Genomic DNA, 13,431 nt, shown 5'->3' on the forward strand with positions numbered 1-13,431 from the left:
TATTATATCAAACTGTCTTCTATTTTACTGGCTTGGTTGCCGACGCTAAAATAATGGTTAAAACACTTGAAACAACAAGCAAACCCGCTACAAAATATAAACCGCCGGAAAAACTACCGCTTTGATCTTTTATCCAACCAATCATTGTTGGGCCCAAAAAACCACCTAGATTTCCGATTGAATTGATAGTTGCAATGCCGGCTGCGGCGGCAGAACCTGATAGGAAAATAGTTGGCATGCTCCACATTGGTGGCTTTGAACAAGATATGCCAATATTAACGATGGTAAGGGTAAAAATTATACCTATGACGGACGAGACCATCGCAGCTAGCACAAGACCACAAGCGGCAACTAAACATGCAATCACTACATGCCAAGTACGCTCATTGGATTTATCTGAATGACGCGCCCAAAGGAACATAGCAACCACCGCAAATATAGCAGGAATTGCATTAGCAAAGCCAATCTCCAAAGAATTAAGCCCTGTTGTTTTAATGATTTGTGGCGCCCAAATCCCAAGCGTATATAGCCCAGCAGATGTGCCCAAATATATGATAGCAAGCGCTAAGACGCGAATATCAGCAAGCCCTGCTAATATGCTATGCTTGGCAGTACCATGTTTATTGCGCTGCTCATTCGCCATTGTTTCAGTAAGCCAATTACGCTCATCTTTACTTAACCAGTTTGCCTTTTCGGGTTTGTCTGTCATATAGAATAATACAACCACACCCAATATAATGGCGGGTATTGCCTCTAGAATAAACATCCATTGCCAGCCGGCATAGCCCATTAAACCATGCATCTGCATTAACGCACCAGATATTGGTGAGCCAAATGCCGTCGATAGCGGGGCAGCAGCCATAAATAATGCAGTGACACCTGCGCGCGAACGCATTGGAAACCAAAAACTCAAATAAAGAATGATGCCAGGGAAAAACCCCGCTTCGGCTGCACCAAGTAAAAAACGCAAAACATAAAAACTAACTGGCCCTTGCACAAAAGCCATTGCACCTGAAACCACCCCCCATGTGATCATCACCCGCGCAATCCAAATTCTTGCGCCAACCTTATTTAAAATAAGGTTAGAGGGTACTTCAAAGAGAAAATAGCCAAGAAAAAAAATGCCTGCACCTAACCCATAAACCGTATTGGAAAGGCCGATATCCTTATTCATTTCAAGCGAGGCAAAACCAATATTGACCCGATCAAGAAAGGCGATGAAGTATAAAACCATAATAAATGGCACTATGCGCCAAGTAACCTTTTTTATGACCGCGTTACCATAGGCCATATGATCAGCTTTAACCTCTTGCTGCATGTCTTCCTCCCATCATGCAATAACTCCCACACCATAAAAGCGCTCGCGAGGTTGGAAAAACAATGTTAAATTGATTATATAAAAAAATGGAATAATAGGGGAAATTTAATGGATCTTGCCCATATTGAGTATTTTTTGCTACTTTGCAAAGAAATGCATTTTGGCCGCACTGCAAAAAAATTGAATATTGCCCCCGCTAGTCTCTCACGGCATATTCGAATGCTTGAGCAATCTTTCAATGTTCGACTCTTTATTCGTACAACTAGAAATATTGTCCTTACCAAAGAAGGCGAATATCTTTTTAAACATGGTCCAGAATTATTAACACTTGCACAAACAATTACGCAGAATATCGCTTTAATGGAAAAAACTGAGAAAAATGAATTGCAAATTGGTGCAATGGATAGTGCTGCGTCTGGTCTATTACCAATGCTTATGCGTGATTTTTATCAAGAAAATCAAAATATCAAACTTTTCATGCACGAAGATAAAACAATTAATCTCATTCCGAAAATTCTTACCGGTCGGCTCGATATTGCGTTTATCCGCCCACCAGAACAAAAAAATCCATTATTGCAAATAATCAACCTTTTTGATGAACATATGGTTATTGCGCTGCCTAGCAGCCATCCACTGGCCACAGCAGAAAAAATAACTATAGATGATCTTAAAGACCAACCAATGATATTACCGGAGCGGCGCTATCGCCCCCATAGCCATGATCTTGTCATCAATATTTTCAAAAGCAAAGGCTATAATATCAATATTGCGCAAATGGCCAGCGAAAAAAATACCATCATTAATCTTGTTGCTATGAATATAGGACTTGCGATTGTTCCAATTTGGACAACAAAATTAACCCAGCAAGGGGTTAGTTTTGTTGAACTGCACCTTACAGACAATGCAAACTTAATGCGGCTGCCCCTTGCAGTAGCATTTTTAAAAAACACCAGAGACGCAGCCCGCGAAAAGTTGTTTGAAATATTGCAAAAAAATATCAAAACCTATGCCGATGAACTTTAGTTTATTTTTGCCACAAACTGGCATAGTTTTCCTTTGCGAAGAGACATATTAGCAACTTTAAGCTATTACCATCTTACGTTATCTTCCACATCGGGATATTCAATAGCTAAAGTTTATTATTTTTTTGCCTGCTTGATAATCTCTACAACCATTTCAGAAGCTTTTTTTAAGGAGTTAACTGGCAAATATTCAAAAATAGAATGAAAATTATGGGCCCCGCAAAAAAGATTAGGGCATGGTACACCTTTTTCAGTTAAAATAGTACCATCAAAGCCACCACGCATCGGTTTTTTATCGATATTGAGCCCCATTAACGCCATAACATTTAAAGCAAGATCGGCCGCATAAGCGTTTTTGCCAGTTAAGCCTTCAGCAACATTTCGGTAAACTTCTTCATAGCGCATTCTTACGCATTCTTCACCAAATAGGGCTTTGAAACTATCGACTAAATCATTGACAAAAAGCCGGCGTTTTTCAAAATTATTGGCATCGAAATCACGTATATCCAAAACCAAACTAGTTTTGGCGACATTGCCATTAATATTTTTAACCCAATAATATCCTTCGCGCCCTTGCGTATATTCCGGTCTTTCTCCAGCCGGCAACATGGCAATAAATTGGTGGGCAAAAAGCAGTGAATTGCGTAATTTTCCCTTAGCTGACATAGGGTGAGCTGCCTGCCCATAAAAATCAATATGAAACTCACCGGCATTCCAATTTTCAAGCACGATTTCGCCAATAGCACAACAGTCAAGCGTGTAGGCAAAATCTACATCAAGAGCATTAACATCAAGTGCTTTTGCACCAAGCAAACCAATTTCTTCGTCTGGAACAAAAACAAGTTTTACGACGCCATGTTCAATGTCAGGGTTTTCAACAAGAAACTGCACAGCATCCATAACTTCGGCAATTGCAGATTTATTATCGGCACCTAGCAAACTTGTGCCATCGGTTACGATAATTTGGTCTCCAATATAATTTGCAATTTCAGGAAAATCATTTTGTTTTAAAACAATATTTTTTTGCTGATTTAAAACAATGTCGCCCCCCTTATAATCAACCACCTGCGCCTTAGTATCACCAACATATTCAGAACTAGTATCCATGTGGCAAACAAAGGCAATGCTAGGCTTAACAGTGCTACTATTGGCTTTTAAAGTACCAATCGTAATTGCATGGTCTTGCTCTTCAACGTCTAGCCCAAATGCACGCATTTCTTTAGCCAATAATTCTGCCAACTGCCATTGGTTTTGGCTTGACGGTAATGTGCTTGCATCAGGAATAGCTGTTGTATTGATTTTGGTATATTGAATAAATCGATCAACAATGTCCATAATTGTACCTATTCTTCAATATCAACATTAAGAAAAGCATGAGAGCCGAAAGGATCTATTTTATAGTTTTTAACCTTGCTACTAATAGGCTGCTCAATAATTTGATGAGCAATAGGCAGCCATGGATTTTCTTGTGCGAAAATATCTTGTGCTTTGCCATAAAGCTCATTACGCTTTGCTTGGTCGGCGGTTATGCGAGCTTCTTTAATAAGCGTATCAAATTCTTCATTGCACCAATTTGCTCGATTAACTGCGCCAATAGCATCACAACCAAGCAAAGTACCTAAATAACTATCTGGATCTGCAATGCTTGGTGTCCAGCCAATAATCACCATTCCATCACGATCTTTGGCCAATGATAACTTCATATATTCAGCCCATTCATAGCTAATAATATCAGCAGTAATGCCAACTTTAGCTAAATCAACTTGCATTAACTCTGCCGCACGTCTTGCATTGGGCATATAGGGGCGAGAAACAGGCATTGCCCAAATCTTCATGTGCAAATCTTTAACCCCAGCCTCGTCAAGCATAGCTTTTGCCTTTACTGGATCATAAGCATCAACGGGCAGATCCTTATAACCTGGAATTGAAGGCGGCATCGCATTAATAGCAGGAAAAGCCGATCCTAAAAATACTGCATCAATAATAGCCCTTTTGTCTATAGCCATATTAATAGCACGGCGCACCCGCTTATCATCAAAAGGTGGTTGCAAGGTGTTATAAGCACCATAACCAACATTTAAGCCATCACGCTTTAAAATAGTTATATCCTTATTGCTGCGCATTTTTTCAATGTCAGCAGGGTTTGGATAAGCAATTACATGGCAATCACCGGTTAGTAATTTTTGATATCGAACCGATGCATCTGGTGTGATTGAAAAAATAAGATTATCAATCTTTTGCTTGCCACCCCAGTAATCGGGATGAGCTTTATAACGAATAACAGTATCGCGCTGATAAGCAACAAATTGAAAAGCACCTGTACCAATTGGCTGTTGGATTAAGCCATCTAACTTTCCTTCTCGCACCAGTTGATCAGCATATTCTTTTGATTGAATTGCTGTAAAGGTCAAAGAAAGCGACTGAATAAAAATTGCGTTTGGTTCATTTAAAATAAATTTAACTGTATGGTCATCAATCTTTTCTATTTTCCGCAATAATTTATCAAAGCCATAAGATGTATATTGTGGCCAAAGTCCATCACCATAAAGCGGGTTTTCCTTATTGCTTTGACGGTCTAGTGTAAAAATCACATCATCAGCATTGAAATCGCGCGTAGGTTTAAAATAATTGGTCGTATGAAATTTCACGCCTTGGCGCAAATGAAAAACATATTCCTTACCATCATCTGAAACCTCCCAACTTGTTGCTAGGCCAGGCTTAGTGTTTGTTGTTCCAATTTCAACATTGATAAGTTTGTCAAAAATATTCCACGCGGAAGCGTCATAACTGGGTCCAGAAAAATTGCGTGCAGCATCAAAACCATCGGGCGATGCTTCAGAGCAATAAACTAATGTTTTTGCCTCAGCAGCCCCTAGATTGGAAGTGCAGAGCGTAGCTGTAGCCAGCAAAGCTGAAGAAAATAGTCTTTTAAGCTTGATTTTTTTATGCATCATGTCCCCTACCATTTTATGCCGTAGCTCATTTTAAAGCAAAAAAGCCACATTTTCCCAATTGTTTGATTTATGACAGTAAAATCATTCATCTGTCAATAATACAATAATTACTTATTAATATGGGCTAAAATAGTACTTAAAATTACGGTGACCAATATTTATGTTTCTACATTGACATAAATCCATAAATGCTGACTTATATAAAATTAAATATTTAAATAAAACCAGAATTAAATAGTTTTATATTATAAATTAGGAATATTTATGAAATATATTTTTCTAATAGCAAGTATTTTAACAATTTTTATTGCGTTTCAAACTCATAGCTTTGCAAATGGTGGCCCAGTTGAAAGAGCCGATCCAGTGCCAGAATTAAGTCCTGAGTTACAAAAAATAATCGATCATCATTATGATTATCCTTATTCTAAAAATTATACTTACCCCGATGAGATTTATGAGCGCAGAAAACGAGTAGAAGACGATATTTACAGCCAATATATCAATATACGCAGGCCTTCACGGGTGTATAGAACTGCAGAACATTATAAAGAAGACCTGCAAATGCATGAAATGGCGTTAAAGATTGGTCTTTGTCAAAAAATAACTGATGCGGAGATGGAGGCCATTAAAGATCGTATCAATAAGCGATATAATGGGCGAGTGATACTTGAATTAGCCGTTGATCAACGAAACTTAGAGGCCATTGATTTGCTTTTTAAATATGGCGCTGATCCTTTTATGTCTTATGCGGGAGATTTTCCGCGTGGTAAGCCGCCTTTTATTAATTTTGCCTATGAGATGCGCGATACGTTTAACCCCGGCTTTAGTGTTGATGCTATTAGGCTTTTTACAAAAAATGGGTTTGATCCTAATCATGTTATGGATTTAAAATTGGACGGTGTAACTTTTGTAGAAAATGGCATGACATTTCTAGCCGGCATGGTTTTGGTTAAAAATGAATTAGCTTGGGTTTCATTGATGGAGGGTGGGGGTAATCCTTGGGCAAAATTTAAGATAGGTGGTAGAATAATGAATATTGCAGCTTACGCTGCATCAAGCGAGAATATTGCTTTTTTAGATTACGTAATTGAAAACGGCTATTTAAAAACTGCTAATAAAGAAGATATTGAAGATCTTATCGCCAGAATAATGGAAATGCCATTATATGCTGATTATGCGGGCACAGAAAGTAGGCAACGTATTTTACAATCAATAATTGAACAAACTGATATTGTTCCAACGAAAGAAATGCTTGATTATATTAATTGGCGTGGTGATAGCAAAACAGAAAGCATAGACTACATCCTTAGAAAGAAATATTGAAGCTGCACCAGATAACTGAGAAAGTTTACTGCTAGAAAATGCTCCATCAATCGATCTTGTTTAACTTTCGCTGATTGATACTTTCTCATGCTTATACCAGTAAACTTTCCCTTTTATCTAGCACAGCGCTTTATTCTCTATAAAGTTAACTTCTTATATTTCTTTGTGATCTAAAACTTTTACAACTTGCATTAAATCGAGTGCAAAATATTTTGGATGTAATCCTTTTACATGTGGCTATCAAAGGCTTCCTTATCCTTGAATACCTCCCATAGAATAAATCGATCAGCTATTTCCCTTCTTTGGAATAGTTTAAAAATTAAGCAGCCTAGTTCTTTTACTGTTTCATCCATTAATTCATTAATGCTTTGCTTTGTATTTTTGTAATTATTAGAATTTGCTTAAAAAAATTTTGGCAATGGGCAACAACGTAACAAGACCTTTGGTTGATTGTTGAACTGCTTATCGGCGCAAAATATTGCCTCAAAAACATCTTGTAAAAGTAGATTTTACATAAGTTTTATCGGTTGGGTCTCTGCGCGATAAAATATAAAATGCTTCTACAAGATGTTTTGATGGAAACTTCGTTTTAACTATCTATTTCATGGCTTGAATAGTCAGGATAACGGGCGCCTTGGGCAGGAGGCAGAATTGCGCTAATTTCTTGCCAAATGGTTGAGTCAAGTTGAATATCCAAGGCGTGTAAGTTTTCATTAAGCCGTTCTGGTTTGGTTGTGCCGAAAATTGGTACAATGTGGTCGCCTTGGGCTAAAACCCAAGCAAGTGCCAATTGCGCCGGAGTAATGCCTAGCTTAATTGCATATTCTTTAAGTTTTTCAACCACAAGTAAGTTTTTGTTAAAATTTTCCCCTTGGAAACGGGGAGAATGTTTACGATAGTCATTTTCAGCAAAGTCAGCTGGTGTTTTAATACTACCGGTTAAAAAACCACGTCCTAAAGGTGCATAAGGCACGATACCAATACCAAGTTCTTTGCACATATCCATAACCCCATTGGTTTCAATATCGCGCGTCCAAAGCGAATATTCGCTTTGCAGTGCGGTTAATGGGTGAACTTTATGGGCGCGGCGAAGCGTGGCTGCCGATACTTCAGAAAGGCCGATATGGCGGACCTTCCCTTCATCGACTAAGTCTTTCATTGCGCCGACAGTGTCTTCAATAGGGACATCGCGATCAAGGCGGTGCATATAATATAAATCAATATAATCGGTTTTTAGGCGTTTTAGTGATGCTTCGCAGGCCGATTTTACATAATTAGGACTGCCATTCACGGTCTTATTGCCATTATTATTATCAAGTCCTCTAACAAGACCGAACTTGGTGGCAATGATTAGCTTGTCGCGCTTCCCGCCAATTGCTTCAGCCACCAACTCCTCATTGGTATAAGGACCATAAACATCGGCAGTATCAAAAAAATTAATGCCCTTTTCTATGGCGCTATGAATGGTGTTGATACCTTGTTGGCGATCTACAACGCCATAGGCCCAAGTTAGCCCCATGCAACCAAGCCCCAAGGCACTTACTTGCAAGGCGGTATTGATTTCAGCTTTTGAATTACCAAGATCTCTCTTTTGCATGATTTTTCTTCCATTAGTTACGCTCAGTGTTTCTTGTGAAGCACCGGAAGATCAGGATTTTGCAAGTTGTCTAAAGCGGCTCTCCAAATTTGTATTGGTTGTGCCTTGTTCTATTTCTTGCTCAATGGTTTGGTAAGCGATGATTTTTTTATCAAGCAATTGAAGATTTTCTTGTAATTGTTTGATATCTTGCGCAACTTTTTTGCGATGCTGTTCTAATTTTTGCCGTCGCTCGGTAATGCTAGCATCGCCTTTATCGCGTAAAGTCGCATATTCAAGCATTTGCGCTAGCGGCATACCAGTTGCTTTTAAATTTTTTAAAAAACAAACCCAAGTTAAAATAGCCTTATCATAGTCACGCTGGCCACCGCCATCACGGTCTGCATGAGGCAATAGCCCAATGCGTTCATAATAGCGGATAGTATGACAGGAAAGACCACTGCGTTGTGCAAGTTCACCGATTTTCATTGCATATCCTTTCAACGCATATAGATTTACGGCTTAGAGTATACTCTAAGTCAAGCGTAAAATAGAAAAAATACATATTTATTTTAACGCTGCTTTTAAGTGAAAAGTGATAGATAATCATCAATAATGGTTCAAAAACGATCACTTGACATCATTTAGTGAGGGTACCCAGTTGATATAATCAAGTATTTCTTGACTAGGTATAATACCGCGCTTCTCAACGATACTACGCAATTGGCGTTGTCTATTTTGTGTATATAAATCTGATCTGAGTGCTAAAGTTGTCATGACATCAATCAATTCATCAATGTCTTCTTTACTCGCAGTTTCTAAATAGCCATTTTCTATGATATAATCTAAAAATGGTAGATTAAGGCCCATTACTGAATAACTAACAATACTTTTGGGTTCACCTGCTATTTCCCATTGCAACCATGGATTGCCACCGCCTTCCATCAATGACACCCAAGCTAATTCATTGTGAACCAAAACCATATAGGCAAGAAACGTCATGTCATGGTTTTTAGAAGTTGCATGGTCTATTTTTCGATTGTTTACGTGATTGGGATTAAGCTTATATTTTACAAAAAGACGAATAACATCTACACTAAAACCTGGGTTAAAAGTATCGCTCATTTTATCCATAAAAGCTAAATCTGATCCGTCGACATATATATTTCCTTCCTCATAAGATATGAAAGGATCAGCGCCATATTTAAAAAGTAAATCAATAGCTTCCAAATTCATTTGAGCAACAGCTAATTCTAATAAGGTATCTCCACTATACTTCTTATTAATGCGATCTTTGATTGCTTCAACCTCTGCATCTGTTATTTTTTGACAAAGACCAATCTTTAATGCCAATTCATATATTTGACTATCTTCCTGAAAATGCTTAGCAATTCCAGATCCGCTTTCTGGTATGCGTTCCCGAATATAATTGCTGTAAATATCATTTTCGATACGTTTTCTGCGCTCATAAATTTGATCAGGATAAGTATAATTTTTTGAATAGGGATAATCATAATGATGATCGATTATTTTTTGCAACTCAGGACTTAATTGCGGCACTGGAGCCACTCTTTCAACTGGGCCACCATTTGCAAAGCTATAAGTTTGCAATGCAACAAAACTTGTTAAAATACTTGCTATTAGAAAAATATATTTCATATAATTCCCTTCAATATTGCTTAAAAATAATATTATACATTTACATTGTCACGCAAATTTAATTTATTATAATGTTATTTATTTATATTAATTAAAAATATCGCTTTTAATAAACTGGGTGAATAGCCATTTTTTTATCATTATGTTTATATTTTATTGTGCTTATATTAATTGATGAACTATCATAGCTTAAAAACAACGCGCTTATAAGCTCAAAACATTACAAAAGTAGAAATTTGCAGTGTTTAATATTCATGGTCATATATAATTATATTGAGGCGTGAAAAAAGTAGGCATGATTACCAGCGGCAATATTGAATCAATCTTTGGTATATTGGGCATAACAAGGATGCTAGGCTCATCAAAAGTGGTAAGTTGAGTGTAGGCAATGTTTATCTATATTTGGCTTATGCGTTTTGTTGGGGCAAGAAGCCGTAAAAACGTCTTATCAAACTATGCGGCTCTTTTTATTTTGAAAGCATCGGGCAGGGCAGTTGCGATAATTTTTTTCATCACCGTTGGAAGAGCTTCATCATGCAAATCATCAATTGCAACCCACCAACCGTTTTTGAAATTTTGTTCATCAATATCATTGGCAAGATAAACCGACATTTCAAGACGGAAATGGGTAAATATATGGGTTGCTTCACCACTATAATGCCAATTGGCTTTGCTTGGTGCTTGGTTAAGATCGTGTTTTTCTTCTAATGAACCAAAATAATTTGGCACTTCGCTCATTTGCGCAAGCAAGCCTTTTTCATGCCGCTTTTGCAAAAAGACATTACCTTCTTTGGACAATAAGATAAAGGCCGCTCCTTGCCGTAAAGGCTTATCTTTTTTAGGAGCTTTAATCGGATAAGTTTCGGGATCACTTTGGGTCAAAGCTTGGCAATGGGAGTTGATAGGACACAAAAAACAGCTTGGCCGCTTCGGGCTGCATAGGCTTGCACCAAGATCCATCATCGCTTGAGCAAAATCCCCCGGCCTATCATTGGGTGAAATAAGCGCCATTTTTTCACGGATTAATGGTTTAGCAGCAGGAAGCGGTGTTGATATGCAAAAAAGGCGGCTGATAATACGCTCAATATTGCCATCAACCACAGCTTCATTTTGATTAAAGGCAATGGCGGCTATGGCAGCGCTGGTATAATCGCCAATGCCGGGTAGCTTTTTCAAATCAGTTATAGTGCTGGGAAATATGCCATTATAATCCTTAACAACCATATCGGCGCAAGCTTTTAAATTACGCGCACGAGAATAATAGCCAAGGCCTGCCCAAGCTTTTAAAACATCATCAAGTGATGCGGCTGCCAAATTTTCAACCCTTGGCCATTTTTGTATAAATTTGATAAAATATGCTTTTACCGCTTCAACGGTTGTTTGTTGCAGCATCACTTCCGATAGCCAAATCTTATAAGGATCAGGCTTTAAACCATTTTGTGCGTCTTTGGGGCTAATACGCCAAGGCAGCACGCGATGGTGCCTATCATACCAATCCAATAATTGCTTTGCATATATTTCCATAGCATCGATATAGGTGAGATTAGAACTAATTGAAAGATGCCAGCTGCTTTTGTCAGCTGCGCATCTTTATTAAATAGCGATGGTTTGACCATTATTTATGGGTAGCCTTGCCTATTAAATGTCAAGACTTTCTGTATCAGCAAAGGCAGCATTTTCTTGAATGAAGCGAAAACGCGCTTCTGGCTTAGTGCCCATAAGGTCACTTACGGTTTCTTTGGTTGCTTCAACACTTTCATCATCAATTAAAACCCGCAAAAGTGTGCGTTTTGCTGGATTCATGGTTGTTTCTTTAAGCTGCTCGGCACGCATTTCACCAAGACCTTTAAATCGACCTATTTCAATTTTGCCACGGCCAGTAAACTGAGTTTTCATAAGTTCATCCTTATGAGCATCATTGCGTGCATAGGCAACATTGCCGCCTTGGCTAATACGGTAAAGGGGCGGCACCGCAAGATAGAGATGGCCGCCAGTTACAAGGGCGGGCATTTCTTGATAGAAAAATGTCATAAGCAGAGAAGCAATATGGGCGCCATCAACGTCAGCATCGGTCATAATAATGATGCGTTCATAGCGCAAATCTTCTTCGCGATATTTAGAGCGCGTACCGCAGCCAAGTGCTTGTATCAAATCTGCAATAAGCTGGTTAGCTGTTAATTTATCACGGCCGGCACTTGCGACATTCAAGATTTTTCCGCGTAATGGTAAAATTGCCTGATTGGCGCGGTTGCGTGCTTGCTTAGCAGAACCGCCAGCCGAATCCCCTTCAACTAGGAATAGTTCAGCGCCAAGGGCAGAATTTTGGGTGCAGTCGGCAAGTTTGCCGGGTAGTCGTAATTTGCGCACTGCGGTTTTGCGATTGATTTCACGTTCTTGGCGGCGGCGCAAGCGTTCATCGGCACGTTCAATCACCCATTCAAGCAATTTGGTCGCTTCTTGTGGGGAGCTTGCAAGCCAATGGTCGAAAGGATCGCGTATGGCATTTTCAACGATGCGCTGGGCTTCCGTGGTTGCTAGGCGATCTTTGGTTTGTCCTACAAATTCTGGCTCGCGAATAAAGACGGAAAGCATGGCTGCTGCTGAAATCATCACATCTTCAGTGGTGATGATTGAAGCACGTTTATTGCCAATGAGTTCCCCATAGCCTTTTAAGCCGCGCAAAAGGGCAATTCGTAAGCCTGCTTCATGGGTGCCGCCTTCGCCTGTTGGAATAGTATTACAATAAGAATGGACATAGGCGTCCCCGCCATACCAAGCCACTGCCCATTCAACCGAGCCATGGCCACCGCGTTGATCGGTTTTTCCTGAAAATATTTCTTGGGTTACTTTAAAATCTTTACCAAGCGAGTTACCAAGAAAATCTTTTAAACCGCCGGGAAAATGAAATACTGCTTTTTCAGGTATTTCCTTATTCGGATCCAAAAGGCTTGCATCGCAATTCCACCGAATTTCCACACCGCCAAAAAGATAGGCTTTCGAGCGTGCCATGCGATAAAGGCGCTCTGGTTCAAAATGAGCCTTGGGGCCAAAAATATCAGCGTCGGGGTGAAATCTGACGCGCGTACCACGGCGGTTATGAACTTCACCAAGGTCTTCCAAGCCACCAAGGGGAAGCCCACGCGAAAAACGCTGGCGATAAAGGCGGCGACCACGAGCAACTTCAACCTCGCAATCATCGGAAAGTGCATTAACAACCGAAATACCAACGCCATGCAAACCGCCTGATGTTTCATAGGCTTTGCCGTCAAACTTACCGCCAGCATGAAGTTTGGTCATAATAACTTCAAGGGTTGATTTACCTGGTACTTGTGGGTGATTTTCAATTGGAATACCGCGACCATTATCAGTAACTGACAAATAGCCATTGGCATCAAGGGTTACATCGATAAAATTAGCGTGCCCAGCAACCGCTTCATCCATCGCATTATCAATAACTTCAGCAAAAAGATGATGGAGGGCTTTGGAATCTGTACCACCAATATACATGCCGGGCCGCAGGCGCACAGGCTCCAAACCTTCAAGCACACGAATGGCTGACGCATCATAGGCTTGTTCTGC

The 13,431-nt window shown here is 39.4% G+C and carries 10 protein-coding genes and 1 pseudogene; 2 read left to right on the forward strand and 9 right to left on the reverse strand.

The window, feature by feature from the left end; translation table 11 throughout:
* Window positions 1–19: 19 nt before the first annotated feature.
* The gene (locus tag N6A79_RS04180; protein WP_268547133.1) at window positions 20–1,318 is read right to left on the reverse strand and encodes an MFS transporter; all 1,299 of its coding nucleotides are present in this window, start codon (window positions 1,316–1,318) and stop codon (window positions 20–22) included.
* Between the two features lie 108 nt (window positions 1,319–1,426).
* Between N6A79_RS04180 and N6A79_RS04185 the strand changes: the two genes are divergently transcribed.
* Window positions 1,427–2,341, forward strand: coding sequence for a LysR family transcriptional regulator (locus N6A79_RS04185; RefSeq protein ID WP_268547135.1), 915 nt, complete (start codon window positions 1,427–1,429; stop codon window positions 2,339–2,341).
* A gap of 116 nt (window positions 2,342–2,457) precedes the next feature.
* Here the strand turns inward: N6A79_RS04185 and pepT are convergent, their stop codons facing one another.
* Together pepT and N6A79_RS04195 are read right to left on the reverse strand one after the other, a co-directional pair.
* On the reverse strand, window positions 2,458–3,675 hold the full coding sequence (gene pepT / locus N6A79_RS04190) for a peptidase T (protein ID WP_268547136.1): 1,218 nt from the start codon (window positions 3,673–3,675) through the stop codon (window positions 2,458–2,460).
* A gap of 8 nt (window positions 3,676–3,683) precedes the next feature.
* Window positions 3,684–5,294, reverse strand: coding sequence for an ABC transporter substrate-binding protein (locus tag N6A79_RS04195; protein ID WP_268547138.1), 1,611 nt, complete (start codon window positions 5,292–5,294; stop codon window positions 3,684–3,686).
* A 264-nt stretch (window positions 5,295–5,558) separates the two neighbouring features.
* Here N6A79_RS04195 and N6A79_RS04200 point away from each other — a divergent pair, with 264 nt between their 5' ends.
* Window positions 5,559–6,617 (forward strand): hypothetical protein, encoded by a 1,059-nt coding sequence (locus tag N6A79_RS04200; RefSeq protein WP_268547140.1) that lies wholly within the window; start codon window positions 5,559–5,561, stop codon window positions 6,615–6,617.
* A 227-nt stretch (window positions 6,618–6,844) separates the two neighbouring features.
* Here the strand turns inward: N6A79_RS04200 and N6A79_RS15865 are convergent, their stop codons facing one another.
* The 6 genes and pseudogenes from N6A79_RS15865 to parE all read right to left on the reverse strand — a co-directional run.
* A complete protein-coding gene (locus tag N6A79_RS15865) occupies window positions 6,845–6,970 on the reverse strand; it encodes a putative quinol monooxygenase (RefSeq protein WP_442784249.1) in 126 nt (41 codons plus the stop codon).
* 236 nt (window positions 6,971–7,206) lie between these two features.
* The gene (locus tag N6A79_RS04205; RefSeq protein ID WP_268547142.1) at window positions 7,207–8,214 is read right to left on the reverse strand and encodes an aldo/keto reductase; all 1,008 of its coding nucleotides are present in this window, start codon (window positions 8,212–8,214) and stop codon (window positions 7,207–7,209) included.
* Between the two features lie 51 nt (window positions 8,215–8,265).
* On the reverse strand, window positions 8,266–8,682 hold the full coding sequence (locus N6A79_RS04210) for a MerR family transcriptional regulator (protein ID WP_268547144.1): 417 nt from the start codon (window positions 8,680–8,682) through the stop codon (window positions 8,266–8,268).
* Between the two features lie 141 nt (window positions 8,683–8,823).
* On the reverse strand, window positions 8,824–9,852 hold the full coding sequence (locus N6A79_RS04215; protein ID WP_268547146.1) for a hypothetical protein: 1,029 nt from the start codon (window positions 9,850–9,852) through the stop codon (window positions 8,824–8,826).
* 453 nt (window positions 9,853–10,305) lie between these two features.
* Window positions 10,306–11,376, reverse strand: a complete 1,071-nt coding sequence (mutY, locus tag N6A79_RS04220; RefSeq protein WP_268547148.1) for an A/G-specific adenine glycosylase — start codon at window positions 11,374–11,376, stop codon at window positions 10,306–10,308.
* 114 nt (window positions 11,377–11,490) lie between these two features.
* Window positions 11,491–13,419, reverse strand: a pseudogene (gene parE, locus N6A79_RS04225) (DNA topoisomerase IV subunit B); the annotation flags it as partial.
* Window positions 13,420–13,431 lie beyond the last annotated feature (12 nt).

The organism is Bartonella sp. HY761 (genome assembly GCF_026743145.1).
Classification (GTDB): domain Bacteria; phylum Pseudomonadota; class Alphaproteobacteria; order Rhizobiales; family Rhizobiaceae; genus HY038.